This window comes from Lentibacter sp. (assembly GCF_029254145.1).
GTDB lineage: Bacteria > Pseudomonadota > Alphaproteobacteria > Rhodobacterales > Rhodobacteraceae > Lentibacter.
In genome coordinates, this window is sequence record NZ_JAQWYD010000082.1 from 1 (window position 1) to 15,955 (window position 15,955).

The following is a 15,955-nucleotide window of genomic DNA, read 5'->3' on the forward strand; positions in this document are numbered from 1 at the left end:
CGCCCCAAGCAAAAAAACGCGCCCGTCAGAACGAAGCACGCTTCGCTGTGAACAAAGCGCGCCGTTCACGGATCCGCACATACCTTCGCAAAGTTGAAGAAGCGATTGCTTCTGGTGACAAAGAAGCGGCAGCTGCTGCTCTTCGTGCAGCACAACCTGAGCTGATGCGCGGCGTTACAAAAGGCGTTTTTCATAAGAACACAGCATCGCGCAAAATGTCACGCCTGACATCACGCGTCAAAGCGCTCGCTTAAATTTAAGCGCTCTTTTTATGCTAAAACGGCGCTCCTTCTGGGGTGCCGTTTTTCGTTTTTCCTAATGTTTTCAGTTCGACGAAAAAGCTTGTGAGATTCTTTTTCACTGAATCGAGAGTCAAGAGTGAAGATAAGTTGCTAGGCCGCCCAGCATGTTGCTAATTTCGATCCAGCGATTCACCTCGCTTTGGGGGGACAGACCGAATTTCCGTCTTGGTATGGGAGCCAAGAATTTAAACTCCGGTCATATGTCCAAAGGTAAAAATGGCGCCTTGAACTCGGACCAGCTTCAGCTGGAGCTTAGAGTATTGGCTGCATTTTAGGTGAACGCTCGTTCAGGAGTCCTGCTGCAGGGGCCCGAATGATATTTTATTTGTAGATGCGCGCTAGATTTTAGTGCTTGGGACGAAACGGGACAAATATGACTGATGAACAGTGGGGCATGTTGCAAGGCAACCTTTTGAAAGCCGTTGGCAAAAATAACTATTCAAGCTGGATTGAGCCGCTTGATTTTGATGATGTCCGCGATGGCGTTGCCACGTTCAATGTTCCCACGACCTTCCTCGGAAACTACGTTAAACAAAACTTTGGCGACCAGATCCTGTATCAGATGATGGGTATGGGATTAAACGTGTCTCGTGTGCACTTTACTGTTCCTGTTGGCCAATCGCCTGCTGTGTCCAATCCGGCAGAAGGCGCCGCGGCTGCAGAAGGCGCTTTTGTTGAAGCGACCCCTCAAAAGCGCGAGGCTCCTTTTGCTGCCGCGCCACTGGATTCAAAATTTACGTTCGCAAACTTTGTCGTGGGCAAGCCCAACGAGCTCGCCCACGCGGCAGCGAAGCGCGTAGCTGAAGGTGGTCCAGTGACGTTTAACCCCCTGTTTCTGTATGGTGGTGTTGGGCTTGGTAAAACGCACTTGATGCATGCGATTGCATGGGAGCTTCAAACCTCCCGACCTGATCTAAATGTGGTCTATCTGTCTGCTGAGCAATTCATGTATCGCTTTGTACAGGCACTGCGCGACCGTAAAATGATGGACTTCAAAGAGCTGTTTCGCTCGGTTGATGTGCTTATGGTTGATGACGTGCAGTTCATCGCGGGCAAAGACAGTACCCAGGAAGAGTTTTTCCATACGTTCAACGCGTTGGTCGACCAACGTAAGCAGATCATTATTTCTGCAGATCGCGCTCCTGGAGAAATCAAGGATCTCGAAGAGCGGATAAAAAGCCGTTTGCAGTGTGGTCTTGTGGTGGATTTGCACCCGACCGATTACGAACTGCGGCTTGGTATCCTCCAGTCAAAAGTAGAAGTGCAGCAAGCGCAATACCCCGAACTGTCTCTTGACGCGGGTGTACTTGAGTTCCTTGCACATCGTATCAGTACAAATGTGCGCGTTCTTGAGGGGGCGCTGACACGGTTGTTTGCGTTTGCCTCTCTTGTTGGCCGACCTATCACTCTCGAGTTGGTGCAAGATTGCTTGGCGGACGTACTGCGGAATTCTGAGCGCAAGATTTCGGTTGAAGAGATTCAACGTAAAGTTTCCGAGCACTACAATATACGCTTGAGCGATATGATCGGGCCTAAGCGCGTGCGCACTTATGCGCGCCCTCGCCAAGTTGCCATGTATTTGTGCAAACAGCTGACAAGCCGCTCACTTCCCGAGATTGGCCGCTGTTTTGGGGGCCGCGATCATACGACCATAATGTATGGGGTGCGCAAGATTGAGGATATGCGTGCTCAGGATGGGCAGCTTGCAGAAGACATCGAGATTCTGCGCCGCATATTGGAAGCTTAAGCAAGAGCAGTGGCCTAGGTGCTTGACGCCTTTGGCTTTCCAGTGGACAACACAAGAAAGAACTTGTGTTGACTGGGGGATGGGCTAATTTGTTCGTCCCGCCAGCACAGAGGAGCTAGGGATGAAGTTTAGCATAGAGCGCGCCGCACTTTTGAAAGCTGTGGCACAAGCACAGTCGGTCGTAGAGCGCCGCAATACGATCCCTATTCTGGCGAATGTGCTGATTGAGGCGCAAGACAGTGATGTACGCTTCCGCGCCACAGACCTCGATATAGAAGTGGTCGATCGCGCCGATGCACAAGTTGAGCGGGCGGGAGCGACAACTGTGTCAGCCGTACTTCTCCATGAGATTGTTCGGAAATTGCCCGATGGATCGCTTGTGACGCTCACGGACGATGGCGCCAAGGGTCGTCTCACAGTTGAGGCGGGCCGGTCTAATTTCTCTTTGGCAACATTGCCTAAAGAAGATTTCCCTGTGATGGCAACATCGGAATACAGCTCGAACTTTTCTGCGCCGGCAGTCGTGCTGCGTCGGCTTTTTGACAAGTCCAAATTTGCGATTTCCACTGAGGAAACACGCTATTATCTCAACGGCGTGTATATGCACATCTCAGATTCTGATGGTGGCAAGGTATTGCGCTGCGTGGCAACAGACGGCCACCGTCTTGCACGTATTGATGCAGAGCTGCCTTCTGGTGCAGCGGAGATGCCTGGTGTGATTGTGCCGCGTAAGACGGTTGGTGAGTTGCGCAAGCTTCTGGACGATGACGAGGCCAAAATCGCTGTATCTGTCAGTGAAACAAAGATCCGCTTTGCAACGCCAGATATTACGCTGACATCAAAAGTTATTGATGGGACATTCCCAGATTACACGCGCGTGATCCCACAGGGTAATACCCGCAAGCTTGAAGTGGATGCTGCCGAGTTTGCCAAGGCTGTTGATCGTGTGGCCACAGTTTCATCAGAGCGCTCGCGCGCTGTGAAGCTTACGCTTGCTGAAGACAAGTTGATTTTGTCGGTAAACGCGCCTGACAGTGGTGCCGCCGAAGAAGAGCTGGCTGTGGCCTATGGCGACGAGCACCTCGAAATTGGCTTTAACGCCAAGTATTTGCTCGAAATTGCAAATCAGGTAGATCGTGAAAACGCGGTATTTTTGTTTAACTCTTCGGGTGATCCAACTTTGATGCGCGAAGGCAATGATACATCGGCTGTCTATGTCGTGATGCCAATGCGCGTTTGAGTTGTGGCGGGGTAAGCACTCATGGCTTCGCTTGCCCTGACCAAACTTAAGCTCTCACATTTCCGCTCTCATAAGGCTGCGCAGCTTGAAATAGATGCGCGGCCTTTGGCTATTTTTGGGGCCAACGGGGCTGGAAAAACCAATATCCTTGAAGCCGTTTCCCTTTTTTCTCCAGGGAGAGGCATGCGGCGTGCCTCAGCTAGAGATATGGCAAAGCGGCCCGAGGATATAGGCTGGAAGCTTTCTGGGCTTATAGAGCAGGATGGCCGAACCTTTGAAGTCGAAACCAGCTCTGAAGACGGGGCGGCGCGGTCTGTCCGAATTGATGATAAGGCCGCTGCTCAGACAGCACTTGGGCGGATCGCACGAGTTGTGTGGCTGATCCCGTCTATGGACCGGCTTTGGATAGAGGGAGCAGACGGACGCCGCCGTTTCCTTGACCGTATGAGCATGAGTTTTTTCCCTGATCATTCAGATCTATCGCTTGAATTCGAAAAGGCCATGCGTGAGCGAAACAGGCTGTTGAAGGCTGAGGTCCGTGATACGCACTGGTATGCGGCTCTTGAGGCGAAGATGGCAAAGAGTGGTGCGGGCATTCACGCCAATAGGGTTGCGACGCTCGAACGCCTTAGAGCCGCACAAGACGGCGCAGAGACGGCCTTTCCTTCAGCGGATCTTGAGTTGGTTCAGAGCGAAGGCGCCATGCCTGGAACGGTCGCTGATCTTGAGGAAGCTTTGAGCGAAAGCCGCTTTCGGGACATGGCCGCTGGCCGTGCTTTGGTTGGGCCGCATCGCTCTGATCTATATGGTGTTTTTGCAGCCAAGGGTGTGCCTGCAAAGGACTGTTCGACGGGAGAACAAAAAGCGCTTTTGATTTCTCTTATTCTAGCAAACGCCCGCGCGCTCAAGGCGGATGTAGGGGCACCTCCTATCGTTCTTTTGGACGAGGTCGCGGCGCATCTTGATGCGAACCGACGGGCCGCGTTGTATGATGAAATCTGCGCTTTGGGAGCGCAGGCCTGGATGACTGGCACAGGACCAGAGCTTTTTACTGAGTTGGGTGACCGAGCTCAGCATATCGAAGTGAAGGACGCTGACGGAAGCTCAAGGCTGGTTGCGTGCTGAGCGCTTTTTCTGACTAATTTTGTAGGCCCATTGACCACAAATGACGAGAAGTCCAATGGCGAAGACAGGCTCGAAGAGATAAGCGACATATGCGTAGTGCCCTTGGCCCAGCAAGAAGGCAAAGACAGCAACGTTCGCTGCACAGAGGAGTAACCCTTCTAGTGGCGACCAAAGGACATCATCGGCTGGCCTCTTGGGCTTGAAGGAGGAGGTATCTGGGGCGTGCGTTGTTTTGGTGCGCTGTTTTTTCATACCCTTACCGTCGCAAGAGACTGCGTCAAAGAGCGGAAAATACTATGACCAAATTACGGCTTTTGGAGCTGATTTGCCCCAAGCTATCGGTACTTTAGCCCGCTTTGTGCTGTTCTGATCTAAGTGGCCATGATGGCTCAAAATATAGCGGTTGCGCGTGACATTCCCCACCATAAACAGTATAAAATGACAAAATCGCAAAGGAAGCGTGTAAATGTCAGAGAACGAGCAGAAACCCGAAGAGTATGGCGCCGATTCCATCAAGGTTCTCAAGGGGTTGGAGGCCGTCCGTAAGCGCCCTGGGATGTATATCGGTGACACCGATGATGGCTCAGGTCTGCACCATATGGTCTATGAGGTGGTTGATAATGGCATCGACGAAGCGCTGGCTGGTCATGCGGACTATGTGAACGTCAAAATCCATGCGGATTCGTCGGTTTCCGTGCGAGATAACGGTCGTGGCGTTCCTGTTGGCATTCACGAGGAAGAGGGCGTTTCGGCGGCGGAAGTCATCATGACCCAGCTCCATGCGGGCGGTAAGTTTGACAGCAACTCCTATAAGGTTTCAGGCGGCCTTCACGGTGTAGGCGTTTCGGTTGTGAATGCACTCTCGGTCTGGCTTGAGTTGCGCGTTTGGCGTGATGGCAAAGAGCATTACGCGAAGTTTTCGCATGGCGACACTGTTGAGCACTTACGTGTTGTTGGTGATGCCAATGGCGAGACCGGCACGGAAGTGCGCTTTCTTGCGTCTACTGAAACGTTTTCAAATCTTGATTTTGAATTTGCAGTTTTGGAAAAACGCTTGCGCGAACTGGCGTTTCTAAACAGTGGTGTGCGTATTATCTTGGAAGACGAGCGTCCTGCTGAGTCACTCAAGACAGAGCTCTACTATGACGGCGGCGTAAAAGAATTCGTTAAGTACCTTGACCGCTCAAAGAGTTCGGTCATGGAAGAGCCGATCTACATCATGGGTGAAAAGGACGATATCGTCGTCGAGGTCGGCATGTGGTGGAATGATAGCTACCACGAGAACGTTCTTCCTTTCACAAACAACATTCCGCAGCGCGACGGCGGCACGCATATGGCGGGCTTCAGGGGCGCGCTGACGCGGACGATCAACAACTATGCCCAATCATCGGGTATAGCTAAGAAAGAAAAAATTAACTTTACGGGCGATGATGCGCGCGAGGGGCTGACTTGTGTGCTTTCCGTCAAGGTTCCCGATCCCAAATTCTCAAGTCAGACCAAAGATAAATTGGTGAGCTCTGAAGTGCGCCCAGTTGTCGAAAGTCTGGTGGGCGACAAACTTGCCGAATGGTTTGAAGAAAACCCTCAACAAGCCAAAACAATTGTTGGCAAGATTGTTGAAGCAGCTCATGCCCGTGAGGCGGCGCGCAAGGCGCGAGAATTGACGCGGCGCAAGACGGCAATGGACGTGAATTTCCTCGCTGGAAAACTCAAGGATTGCTCGGAGAAAGACCCAAGCAAAACAGAGCTTTTCATCGTGGAAGGGGACTCCGCTGGCGGTTCTGCCCAAACTGGGCGCGACCGTGGCACACAAGCTATTTTGCCGCTTAAAGGCAAGATTCTCAACGTGGAGCGCGCGCGCTTTGACCGCATGCTTGGAAGCCAAGAGATTGGTAACCTTGTGATGGCGCTTGGAACGGGGATTGGACGCGATGAATTCAATATTGAAAAGTTGCGCTATCACAAGATCGTTTTGATGACGGATGCGGACGTGGACGGCGCGCATATTCGTACGCTTTTGTTGACGTTCTTCTATCGTCAGATGCCTGAGTTGATCGAGGGCGGGTATCTCTACATTGCCCAGCCGCCGCTTTACAAAGTGGCGCGTGGGAAGTCTGAAGTCTACCTCAAGGACCAGAATGCGCTTGATGATTACCTCGTGCAGCAAGGTGTTGACGGGGCAGTCTTGAAGCTAGGTGACGGGGCCGAAATGGCCGGTCAGGATCTGATCCGTGTTGTAGATGAAGCGCGCCAGCTGCGGCGTGTTTTGGATGCGTTTCCAACGCATTACCCACGTCATATCCTTGAGCAAGCTGCGATTGCGGGGGCATTTATTCCCGGTGCAATTGAAGGCGATTTGCAGGGTGTGGCCGATATGGTTGCGAAGCGACTGGACCTTATTGCGTTGGAATATGAGAAGGGTTGGCACGGTCGTATCACGCAGGATCATGGCATCCGACTGGCGCGTATTTTGCGTGGTGTCGAAGAAGTCCGCACGTTGGATGGGCCGATGCTGCGCTCTGGAGAGGCACGGCGCACGGGCACGCTGACCCAGAGCTTACAAGAGGTCTACGGCAAGCCTGCGAAGCTTGAGCGCAAGGATCGAACCCAGATGATTTATGGGCCTTTGGACCTTCTGAAAGCGATCCTTGAAGAGGGCGAACGCGGGCTGTCCCTACAGCGTTACAAAGGCCTTGGCGAGATGAACCCGAGCCAACTTTGGGAAACGACTTTGGACCCTGATGCGCGCACGTTCTTGCAAGTGAAAGTCGAGGATATGGCAGAAGCGGATGACCTGTTTACCAAGCTGATGGGAGATGTTGTGGAGCCGCGCCGCGAGTTTATCCAGCAGAATGCTCTAAGCGTCGAAAACCTAGACTTTTAAGCAGTTTAGGTAAAGATAGAGGCCCGAATTCCGAGTGGAATTCGGGCCTTTTTTATACGCCTCAGTCGCTGACAGCGCGGATGAGTTTGCGCTCCAGAACGCGCAGGACTGCTTTGAGATCATGGCCGCGTTTGAGCACCTGACCGTTGAGTCCAATGACTGAATATTGTCCCTGTTTGAGCCGCAGTTTGGGGTGCTTTTCGATGCGGTAAAGTGGGTTTTCGGCTGTCCGACGAAAGACCGAAAACACGGCGTAATCCTTGAGGCAGGAGATACCATAATCGCGCCATTCGCCTGCCGCCACCATGCGGCCATAGAGGCCGAGGATAAGCGAGAGCTCGGTACGGTGAAAGGCGACTTGCGAGCCGATTGGAAAGGGCGTGTGGGATGCCATGTTCATGCCACTAGCGTGGCCGCGTTTTTCGCGTGAATCAAGCCCTGCTTTGAAAAGGTTAATGGGGGTGATTCTAGGGGGGTGAAAAGCGTGCACAATGCGTGCACAACCCGTGCACCGGCAAAACGGGATTTCGGGGTGTTAATGTGGCGTGCGGTGCGCTGGCTTTCTGAACCAAGGGTTAAGGTCTCTAAAGACAGGTTAACGGGGCCCGTTGATGCGGGGTGTGTTTCGAAGTGCGCTGCGCGCCCTTCGACCCGCTGGGGGGCAGCCCCCAGACCCCCGAGATATTTTAGGAAAGGGGAAGCAGAGGGTAGATTAGAGGGGGTCGATGTCGCCTTGGGCGCGGGTGCTGTGAAAGTCTCGCTCGAATTTGGTGAAGCGATCTTCAGCGATCGCCGCACGCATCCCTGCCATGAGGTCTTGGTAGTAATGGAGATTGTGCCATGTGAGCAGCATCGAGGAGATGATTTCCTGAGAGCGGAAGACATGGTGCAGATAGGCGCGGCTGTAATTCTTGCACGCGGGGCAACCGCAGTTTTCGTCGAGCGGGCGCGGGTCGTCCTGATGGCGGGCGTTTTTGATGTTGAGCACGCCGAGACGGGTGAAGACCTGACCGGTACGGCCCGAGCGGGAGGGGAGGACGCAGTCCATCATATCGATACCGCGCGCGACAGCGCCGACGATATCATCGGGTTTGCCGACGCCCATCAGGTAGCGTGGTTTGTCTGTGGGGAGTTGGTCTGGCGTGAACTCGAGGGTGTTGAACATGGCCTCCTGACCTTCACCGACTGCGAGGCCACCTACAGCGTAGCCTTCAAAGCCTATGTCCTGAAGGGCCTCAGCGGATTGGGCGCGCAGGTCTTCCTCGAGGCCGCCTTGCTGGATGCCGAACAGGGCGTAACCGGGACGCTCACCAAAAGCTGTGCGTGAGCGCTTGGCCCAGCGCATGGACAGCTCCATGGATTTGGCAATGTCATCTCTTGTTGCGGGCAATGCGGGGCACTCGTCAAAGCACATGACAATGTCAGATCCGAGAAGGCGCTGGATTTCCATACTGCGCTCGGGGCTGAGCATGTGCTTGGAGCCGTCGATGTGGCTTTTGAACGCCACGCCTTCTTCCGTAAGCTTGCGCAGGTCTGCAAGCGACATGACCTGAAAGCCCCCCGAGTCTGTGAGAATCGGGCGGTCCCAATTCATGAATTTATGCAAACCGCCCAGAGCGGCGATGCGTTCGGCGGTGGGGCGCAGCATAAGATGATAGGTGTTGCCAAGGAGGATGTCGGCACCTGTGGCGCGCACGCTTTCGGGCATCATCGCTTTGACTGTTGCGGCAGTCCCGACTGGCATAAATGCTGGCGTGCGGATATCGCCCCGCGGTGTGCTGATTGTTCCAGTGCGGGCTTTGCCCGAAGTGGCGGCGAGGGAGAAGGAGAATTCTTGTGTCATAGTTTTGTGTCTTGGCGGAAATAGAGCTGATTGCCAAGAGAGAAGCCGATGACGTTAGGGGCTAGCCCTGTGAGAAAAACTATGCGAAATGCCGCGAGTTGGTCTGAGAGCCTTATTGCTATAGGCTCGGCATCAGCCGTTTTCAAACATTGGATTGCAGCGCATGAGTCTTGATAAGAGTAGTTCTATTTTGTCGTTCGGATGGGAAGAGTGGGTGGCTTTACCCCAGCTCGGCTTGCCGGCGATTCAGGCTAAAGTAGATACAGGGGCGAAAACCTCGGCACTTCATGCCTATGATATTGAAGTGTTCGGTGCTTCATCCAAGCCCAAGGTGCGTTTTATGGTGCACCCGGTTCCGGGACGTGAAGACATTGTGTTTGCCTGTTCTGCCGAGATCAAGGATCGTCGCGAAGTGACCTCCTCCAATGGGGAGAGTGAGAACCGCTATGTTATCGAGACAAACCTGCTGGTGAACGGTCACCGTTGGCCCATTGAGATTACGCTGAGCAACCGTGCAACCATGAGCAACCGTATGTTGCTTGGGCGGCAGGCGCTTAAGGACCATATCAGTATCGTAGCGACGGAGCGGTTTCTGCAGCCTGAGCTGAGCTATGATGTGTATCACAGCAAGCGGGTGCGCGAGACAGCTCCAGAACGGGCGCTGCGCGTGGCTGTTTTGAGCCGTGAGGATAATTATTCGACTCGCCGTCTTGTGGAAGAGGGTGAGAAGCGGGGGCATGTTGTCGAAGTGATCGACACAACGCGTTGTTATATGGCGCTGAATGCGCTTGCGCCTGAGGTGCATTATGACGGCAAGCGGCTGGCCCGCTATGATGCAGTTATCCCACGGATCGGAGCCTCTATCACCTCATATGGTACGGCTGTTGTGCGCCAGTTTGAAACTATCGGGACATTTTGTGTGAACTCTTCACAGGGGATTACGGCAAGCCGCGATAAGCTTCATGCGCATCAGCTTATGGCGCGACATAAGATCGGGATGCCGAACACGGCTTTTGCCGCGAGTCCGAAGGACACCAACTCGATTGTCGGGCTTGTGGGGACCGCGCCTCTGATTGTGAAACTTTTGGAGAGCACGCAGGGCAAGGGCGTTGTCTTGGCGGAAACCAAGAAGGCGGCTGAGTCGGTTATTGATGCGTTTCGCGGGCTGAAAGCGAATTTTCTTGTTCAGAACTTTGTGAAAGAAGCTGCGGGTGAGGATATCCGTTGTTTTGTGATTGGTGGTAAGGTTGTGGCCTCGATGCGGCGCACGGGTGCGGAGGGTGACTTTCGCTCCAATTTGCACAGGGGTGGCACTGCGGAGGCTGTGAAAATCAGCAAGGCAGAACGCGATGTGGTGCTAAAGGCGACAAAGGCTTTTGGACTTCATATGGCGGGTGTTGATCTTTTGCGCGCGAGTGACGGTCCGAAGGTTCTTGAGGTGAATTCCTCACCAGGGCTAGAAGGGATCGAAGGCGCGAGCGGCAAGAATATTGCTGGGACGCTTTATGAGATGATCGAGGCGCGGGTGCGGCCTGCGCCAGTGCGCAAACGCGGGAAAGCGAAGGCGTGAAAGTGCGCCTTTCTTGCGCTTCACATTAGCGTGTCTTGATCGGTTTGGCGTTCCGTGGCGTAATATAAGCAACCAACAGGAGAGTACTGATGAAAAGATTTTTTGTGACACTGGCGCTCAGCGCAACGATCGCGGGCACGGGCTTTGCCATGACCGAAGGTGTGGAAAACGAGGCCGTGAAGGCGCGGATGATGCTGATGGATGGCGTTAAGATTGCCACGGGCACTTTGGGCGCGATGGCCAAGGGCGAGATGGCGTTTGACGTCGACAAGGCGGGCGAGGCGCGGCAGGCGCTGATTGATCACGCTGCCAAAATACCTGCGGCGTTTGAGGCGCAAGAAATGGACCCTAAATCAACTGCGCTTCCTGCGATCTGGGCAAACTGGGCTGATTTTGAGATGAAGGCACAGGCGATGGGCGCTGCAGCCGAAGAGCTTGATACAAGTGATCTTGGCTGGGTTCAGGCAGGCATGGGCGACCTTGGTGGCACATGTGCAGCCTGCCACAAGGCCTATCGCATCAAGAAGTGATCAGCCGCAGCTAAATCCAGTGATCCGGTCTGAGGCATCGATTTTAACATTGAGGCGCTCGGGCTGGTAATCTGTGGTGACTGCAGTTTTGGGGCCAACGATGCGTACGGGACGCTGTGCGGTATCAAATTCGACCTCGGCCACCCGCATCCCAGCCATGAAGGTCAGATCGCCAGCCCCGCATGTGTCGGCGAGGGCGGCACGCGTGGTTGCTGGGATGAGTGGATCTTTTTGTTCAAGCATGCCGTTCATTTGGCAGGCTGTCAAAAGAGTGGTTGCAGCAAGTGCCGCGGTGATACGTGAAACATACATTATTAAAACTCCCCAATCTCTAAGGATTGGTAGCAAGACGCAGGCTTGGATATCAGGGGAATATGAGTGCCCTGTTTCCCCCTAAGTCTTGCAAGTCTGTGCTGTTTGCCGCAGGCTTTGGACGAGATATTTGGGAGACACATCATGCGAACACGTGCAGCCGTCGCGCTTGCAGCAGGCAAGCCACTTGAGATTATGGAAGTCGAACTTGAGGGCCCCAAGAGGGGCGAAGTCCTCATCGAGATCAAGGCCACAGGCGTGTGCCACACCGATGAGTTTACCCGCTCGGGTGACGACCCCGAGGGGCTCTTTCCCAGTATTCTTGGCCATGAGGGCGCGGGCATCGTTCTTGAAGTCGGCGAGGGCGTCACAACGCTTGTGCCTGGCGATCATGTGATCCCGCTCTATACGCCTGAGTGCCGTGAATGCCATGCGTGTCTCTCTGGAAAGACGAACCTCTGTACTGCCATTCGTGGGACGCAGGGCCAAGGGCTGATGCCGGATGGAACCACGCGTTTCAAGATGCTCGATGGGACGCCGATCTTCCACTATATGGGCTGTTCGACCTTTGCCAATCATACTGTCATGCCCGAAATTGCACTTGCCAAGGTGCGCAAGGACGCACCGTTTGAGAGTATCTGCTACATTGGCTGTGGCGTGACCACAGGTATCGGTGCGGTGATCAACACAGCGGGTGTCGAGATCGGGTCGACTGCGGCTGTTTTTGGTCTTGGCGGCATTGGTCTCAACGTGATCCAGGGGCTGCGTATGGCGGGGGCTGACAAGATCATTGGGGTTGATCTCAATGACGACAAGGAAGCCATGGCACGCAAATTCGGTATGACTGATTTTGTGAATCCGTCAAAACTTGAGGGTCAGACGGTGACCGAGGCGATTGTTGAATTGACCAAAACCGAGAAAGACGCTTTCGGCGGTGTGGACTATTCCTTTGATGCTACAGGCAACGTGAAAGTTATGCGGGATGCGCTGGAATGCTCCCACCGTGGTTGGGGCGTTTCGGTGATCATCGGCGTTGCGCCTGCTGGGGCCGAGATCAGCACACGACCGTTTCAGCTTGTGACAGGCCGCGTCTGGAAAGGGACAGCCTTTGGCGGGGCAAAGGGACGTACCGATGTGCCCAAAATTGTCGATTGGTATATGGATGGCAAAGTGGAGATCGACGAGATGATCACTCACAAAATGCCACTTGAAGAGATCAACAAAGCCTTTGATCTCATGCACTCAGGCGAGAGCATCCGAAGCGTGGTTGTATACTAACTATACAGCTCTGCTGCTTTCCAAAGGTCAGACGCCTGAGCGCCTTATGGAGACTGGCAAGGCATGGATCGACTGTCTGCAGCACCAAAGGGTGCTGCAGATTGTTTTAGTCAACAAGCTGGAAGCGGATAGGATGCGGCGGTTTGAAAAGAGTGTCGAAAAGCATGACAAAACCGCTTACGCAGGATGAGCCAACACGGGAGACGCCAAGGTATGATTAGAAAAGCAGTGGTATTCACCATCGGGATTTGTGTGGCTTTCGCCGTAATCCTTAGCCTTGGCGATCTTATTGGCTTTGAAGCTTGGGCGCGGTTCGATGCGCTGGGCCTATCGGCTGTGCCTGTGGGAATCGGTCTTCTGATCTTCTCGGCTGTTGGTGGAGTGGCCTATCTTTTGGACAAGAAGAAAGACGAATAGTCCGATAGCTGAACATGTTCTGCGTATGGATGAGATCGTCTTGTATTGGCTTAGACGCTGAGCGACATGGGCCACCCAGCGGCGATAAGCGGTGTTTGGAGCATGTGCTGGTTAGCGAAAAGCTATCTCCAGATGGCGCGCGGGCTAGAGCCCCGAAGCATCTTACGCAAAGACCGCCTTCGCGTTTTTCAGATGCCGCGCCACGAGTGCAGTTTGAAGCTTGCCCGATGGGATGTGCGCGGCGGAAGTGGCTTTGTAGTCAAAGCGGGCGAGATTGGGGAACAGTTGCATCAGCTCGGCGCGGGCCTTGGCGGGAACGGATTTAAGCGCTTCGGGGCCTGTGAAGAGGCTCTCTGACGCGGCGCCTTCGGCAAAGATGATCTCGTGTTGATCAAACAGGATGTGGAAATACTCGACGTCTTCCACGCTTTCATCAACGTAGATGCCAGGCAAAGCTGTGAGCTTGATGGCGGATACGAGAGCGTCGCGGGCGCCAAACATGCGCTCGGCAACGCGGGAGCGCAAGAGCATACGATGCTGACGCGAAACCAAGAGATCACGCGTGGGTAAGCCATTGCCAAGGGCGCCTGCTGTGATGCGCACGGGGCGCAGCGTTGGATTTTCTTTCAGGTCGGAAGCGCTGATCTTGGAGGCGCTGATCCAGCGGATACGCTCTATGCGACCATCGTGGATTTGGACCGCGCTGCCGATCCGGAGGTCTTCGATGGCGCGCTGACCGAGGAGGGTTTCGATCATCGTTCCTGCGGCAAAGCACATCACCGTTTGCTGTGTATTGGTAAAGAGCGTGAAGATATCGGCGGGGCTGATTGCGGGGTTGTTTTGGCCTGTATAGTAATCGATTGGCATTGTGGAATAGAACACGTTGCCTGAGCCGACGGGGTAGGTGAAGGCGACAATGTGGGTCGGGTCGCTGGTTGTGAGCAAGGCTGTTGCGCCAGGTGGGAGCGAAGAAAGCTCGACATAGCCGTGGTTTGAGTAGTTGCCACCATCAAATGTGCTGTCATCAATCACGCCGTTTGCGCCATTGGTGAAGGACGTGGGGGCGCCTGCGGCGACGTTAACATCTGTTCCGCTGGCAAAGTTGCGTACCGCTGTGATTGTTGAGCCTGTTCCTGGTAGGATTGTTTGGGCATTGGTCACGGCGCGGTCAAAAATAATGAGGTTCATGCCGCTGTTGACCGCAGCAGAAATGGCTCCGAGGTTGGCCATATACTCTGCACCGAAGCTACTGTTGGACGGGTTAACCACATAGAGGCTGTCCAGTGAGGCCAGCTGCGTCGCATTGGGAATGGTCACGTTCACGGCGGTGTCGCCGTTGTTCGTGATCTCATCGACCTGCGACGCTTGGCCTTGGCCTGCCGTCATTGAATAGTAGCCAACCGTGCCCATTTCTCTCGCTCCTCATCGCGCGAGGCCAAATTGACGGAGCGGAAAGGCGTTTATTGGACCCATTTTAGAAACAGTTGAGTTAAATTTAGGGCAATATTGTGTGCATCTTTTGCGACAGTCCGTGGCTTGAGCGCAGTTTTGTTTCCTTATTGAGCCCAATTTTTTCGTTGATGCGTATGGGGCTGCCCGGATTGTATCGCCAGTGGAAAACGGGCAGACTGGGCTGAGGATGAGTGCCTGTGAAGGGTATATTTGAGCGCTGTGAAAGCGGTTTGAGGATAAGCTGAGAGCTCATTTCAGCCGAGCTGTGCGAAACACCAATGAAGAAGTGCGCGTTTTGAGGTGATTTATCCCGAAACGCTTTAGGAGGTAGGATGCAGTTTGTTAGGTTTGCGGTTGTCGGGTTTGTTCTGCTGACAGTTATTTATGTCCTTATCTCGATTTACTCGCGGTCTGTCAGGCGGGAACGTCTTGAAGATGACTGGGTTGAGCTTGACGAAGAGGCGCGGGCTGGCCAGAGCCGTGACGACTTTGTCGATGCTGGTATGGCAGCGTATCAGAGTGGCTTCAGGCGGAAGTTGATCTTGCTGGTTTATGTGATACCCACCATTGCGGTGGTGACGCTGATTTATGTGATCAATTGAGAGGGCGTATGATGCGTAATGTGAGACGAATTTTTCGAGTGGTCTTGTTCGTGATTGCTGGGCTCTATCTGCATTATACGTTGCCGCAGCATGATGTGGCGAAAGTGACAGGCATCTCGGACCGTCTGGAACGTCTGTCGAGCTTTCAGCAGATCTTTTACAATCAGGTGGATCTGGGCTCAGCGGAAGGCGATATGCGCGACCTGCGGCTGATCAATACTGTAAAGGTTGATACTTGGTTTTTGGGGCTGTGGCGCGGTGGTGAGCGTGTGATGGTTTATCGCAACGAGGACACGGGCGTTTATCCGCCCTACTTCAAATTTGATAGCTCGGACCTTGAAGCCGAAGCTTCGGCACTGGCAGGTAAGGAGCAGTGGGTGTCGATCACGCATTATGGCTGGCGTATGCGTTTCTTGTCTATCTATCCCAATGCGATTTCGATCAAGCCTGTGAGTGGGCCTGAGTACCGCCCGTTTCCTTGGTTTAATCTCTTCTTCTTTGCCTTCTTGATTGTTGGCTTTTTCTTTGTGCGTGCGATGTTGCGACAGTTTGTGGAGCGCACTGTGGATCCGACGATGGACGCTCTGGAAGACGGCTATGATATGCGCAAGAGCCGCGTTCAGAAGTGGCTTGATAGCTGGCGCAGCAAGTAG

General features: G+C 53.9%; 15 protein-coding genes. 11 read left to right on the top strand and 4 right to left on the bottom strand.

Annotation, left to right across the window (positions count from 1 at the left end; all coding sequences use genetic code 11):
- From rpsT to gyrB, 5 genes are all read left to right on the top strand, one after another.
- A partial coding sequence (gene rpsT, locus P8O11_RS09420; RefSeq protein ID WP_300293848.1) for a 30S ribosomal protein S20 occupies positions 1–254 on the top strand: 254 nt, incomplete at its 5' end.
- A gap of 421 nt (positions 255–675) precedes the next feature.
- A complete protein-coding gene (gene dnaA / locus P8O11_RS09425) occupies positions 676–2,049 on the top strand; it encodes a chromosomal replication initiator protein DnaA (protein WP_300293849.1) in 1,374 nt (457 codons plus the stop codon).
- Positions 2,050–2,170: 121 nt separating this feature from the next.
- Positions 2,171–3,289: a DNA polymerase III subunit beta gene (gene dnaN / locus P8O11_RS09430; RefSeq protein WP_300293850.1), complete on the top strand. Its 1,119-nt coding sequence runs from the start codon at positions 2,171–2,173 to the stop codon at positions 3,287–3,289.
- Positions 3,290–3,310: 21 nt separating this feature from the next.
- Positions 3,311–4,414: a DNA replication/repair protein RecF gene (gene recF, locus P8O11_RS09435; RefSeq protein ID WP_300293851.1), complete on the top strand. Its 1,104-nt coding sequence runs from the start codon at positions 3,311–3,313 to the stop codon at positions 4,412–4,414.
- 466 nt (positions 4,415–4,880) lie between these two features.
- Positions 4,881–7,298, top strand: coding sequence for a DNA topoisomerase (ATP-hydrolyzing) subunit B (gyrB, locus tag P8O11_RS09440; RefSeq protein WP_300293852.1), 2,418 nt, complete (start codon positions 4,881–4,883; stop codon positions 7,296–7,298).
- Positions 7,299–7,359: 61 nt separating this feature from the next.
- Here gyrB and P8O11_RS09445 read toward each other — a convergent pair whose 3' ends face one another.
- Positions 7,360–7,698 carry a DUF2794 domain-containing protein gene (locus P8O11_RS09445; RefSeq protein ID WP_089886845.1) on the bottom strand — a complete coding sequence of 113 codons (339 nt, stop codon included), beginning with the start codon at positions 7,696–7,698 and terminating at the stop codon, positions 7,360–7,362.
- A gap of 312 nt (positions 7,699–8,010) precedes the next feature.
- Positions 8,011–9,141, bottom strand: a complete 1,131-nt coding sequence (tgt, locus tag P8O11_RS09450; RefSeq protein ID WP_300293853.1) for a tRNA guanosine(34) transglycosylase Tgt — start codon at positions 9,139–9,141, stop codon at positions 8,011–8,013.
- 163 nt (positions 9,142–9,304) lie between these two features.
- On the opposite strand from tgt, the gene rimK reads away from it, so the two are divergent.
- Both rimK and P8O11_RS09460 read left to right on the top strand, forming a co-directional pair.
- Complete coding sequence (gene rimK, locus P8O11_RS09455; RefSeq protein WP_300293854.1) at positions 9,305–10,711, top strand: 30S ribosomal protein S6--L-glutamate ligase; 1,407 nt, start codon at positions 9,305–9,307, stop codon at positions 10,709–10,711.
- Positions 10,712–10,800: 89 nt separating this feature from the next.
- Positions 10,801–11,241, top strand: a complete 441-nt coding sequence (locus P8O11_RS09460; RefSeq protein ID WP_300293855.1) for a cytochrome c — start codon at positions 10,801–10,803, stop codon at positions 11,239–11,241.
- Here the strand turns inward: P8O11_RS09460 and P8O11_RS09465 are convergent, their stop codons facing one another.
- Positions 11,242–11,553, bottom strand: a complete 312-nt coding sequence (locus P8O11_RS09465) for an I78 family peptidase inhibitor (protein ID WP_300293856.1) — start codon at positions 11,551–11,553, stop codon at positions 11,242–11,244.
- A gap of 144 nt (positions 11,554–11,697) precedes the next feature.
- On the opposite strand from P8O11_RS09465, the gene P8O11_RS09470 reads away from it, so the two are divergent.
- The gene (locus P8O11_RS09470) at positions 11,698–12,831 is read left to right on the top strand and encodes an S-(hydroxymethyl)glutathione dehydrogenase/class III alcohol dehydrogenase (RefSeq protein ID WP_300293857.1); all 1,134 of its coding nucleotides are present in this window, start codon (positions 11,698–11,700) and stop codon (positions 12,829–12,831) included.
- Between the two features lie 213 nt (positions 12,832–13,044).
- On the top strand, positions 13,045–13,248 hold the full coding sequence (locus P8O11_RS09475) for a hypothetical protein (RefSeq protein WP_143037395.1): 204 nt from the start codon (positions 13,045–13,047) through the stop codon (positions 13,246–13,248).
- Between the two features lie 162 nt (positions 13,249–13,410).
- Here the strand turns inward: P8O11_RS09475 and P8O11_RS09480 are convergent, their stop codons facing one another.
- Entirely contained in the window at positions 13,411–14,658 is a 1,248-nt protein-coding gene (locus tag P8O11_RS09480; RefSeq protein ID WP_300293858.1) for a Hint domain-containing protein, read from the bottom strand.
- Between the two features lie 374 nt (positions 14,659–15,032).
- Here P8O11_RS09480 and P8O11_RS09485 point away from each other — a divergent pair, with 374 nt between their 5' ends.
- Both P8O11_RS09485 and P8O11_RS09490 read left to right on the top strand, forming a co-directional pair.
- Entirely contained in the window at positions 15,033–15,302 is a 270-nt protein-coding gene (locus P8O11_RS09485) for a hypothetical protein (protein WP_300293859.1), read from the top strand.
- A gap of 8 nt (positions 15,303–15,310) precedes the next feature.
- Entirely contained in the window at positions 15,311–15,955 is a 645-nt protein-coding gene (locus tag P8O11_RS09490; RefSeq protein WP_300293860.1) for a DUF1523 family protein, read from the top strand.

Coding starts and splice junctions, on each gene's coding strand:
- dnaA (WP_300293849.1), top strand. CDS start 676: ATGACTGATGAACAGTGGGGCATGTTGCAAGGCAACCTTTTGAAAGCC.
- dnaN (WP_300293850.1), top strand. CDS start 2,171: ATGAAGTTTAGCATAGAGCGCGCCGCACTTTTGAAAGCTGTGGCACAA.
- recF (WP_300293851.1), top strand. CDS start 3,311: ATGGCTTCGCTTGCCCTGACCAAACTTAAGCTCTCACATTTCCGCTCT.
- gyrB (WP_300293852.1), top strand. CDS start 4,881: ATGTCAGAGAACGAGCAGAAACCCGAAGAGTATGGCGCCGATTCCATC.
- P8O11_RS09445 (WP_089886845.1), bottom strand. CDS start 7,698: ATGAACATGGCATCCCACACGCCCTTTCCAATCGGCTCGCAAGTCGCC.
- tgt (WP_300293853.1), bottom strand. CDS start 9,141: ATGACACAAGAATTCTCCTTCTCCCTCGCCGCCACTTCGGGCAAAGCC.
- rimK (WP_300293854.1), top strand. CDS start 9,305: ATGAGTCTTGATAAGAGTAGTTCTATTTTGTCGTTCGGATGGGAAGAG.
- P8O11_RS09460 (WP_300293855.1), top strand. CDS start 10,801: ATGAAAAGATTTTTTGTGACACTGGCGCTCAGCGCAACGATCGCGGGC.
- P8O11_RS09465 (WP_300293856.1), bottom strand. CDS start 11,553: ATGTATGTTTCACGTATCACCGCGGCACTTGCTGCAACCACTCTTTTG.
- P8O11_RS09470 (WP_300293857.1), top strand. CDS start 11,698: ATGCGAACACGTGCAGCCGTCGCGCTTGCAGCAGGCAAGCCACTTGAG.
- P8O11_RS09475 (WP_143037395.1), top strand. CDS start 13,045: ATGATTAGAAAAGCAGTGGTATTCACCATCGGGATTTGTGTGGCTTTC.
- P8O11_RS09480 (WP_300293858.1), bottom strand. CDS start 14,658: ATGGGCACGGTTGGCTACTATTCAATGACGGCAGGCCAAGGCCAAGCG.
- P8O11_RS09485 (WP_300293859.1), top strand. CDS start 15,033: ATGCAGTTTGTTAGGTTTGCGGTTGTCGGGTTTGTTCTGCTGACAGTT.
- P8O11_RS09490 (WP_300293860.1), top strand. CDS start 15,311: ATGATGCGTAATGTGAGACGAATTTTTCGAGTGGTCTTGTTCGTGATT.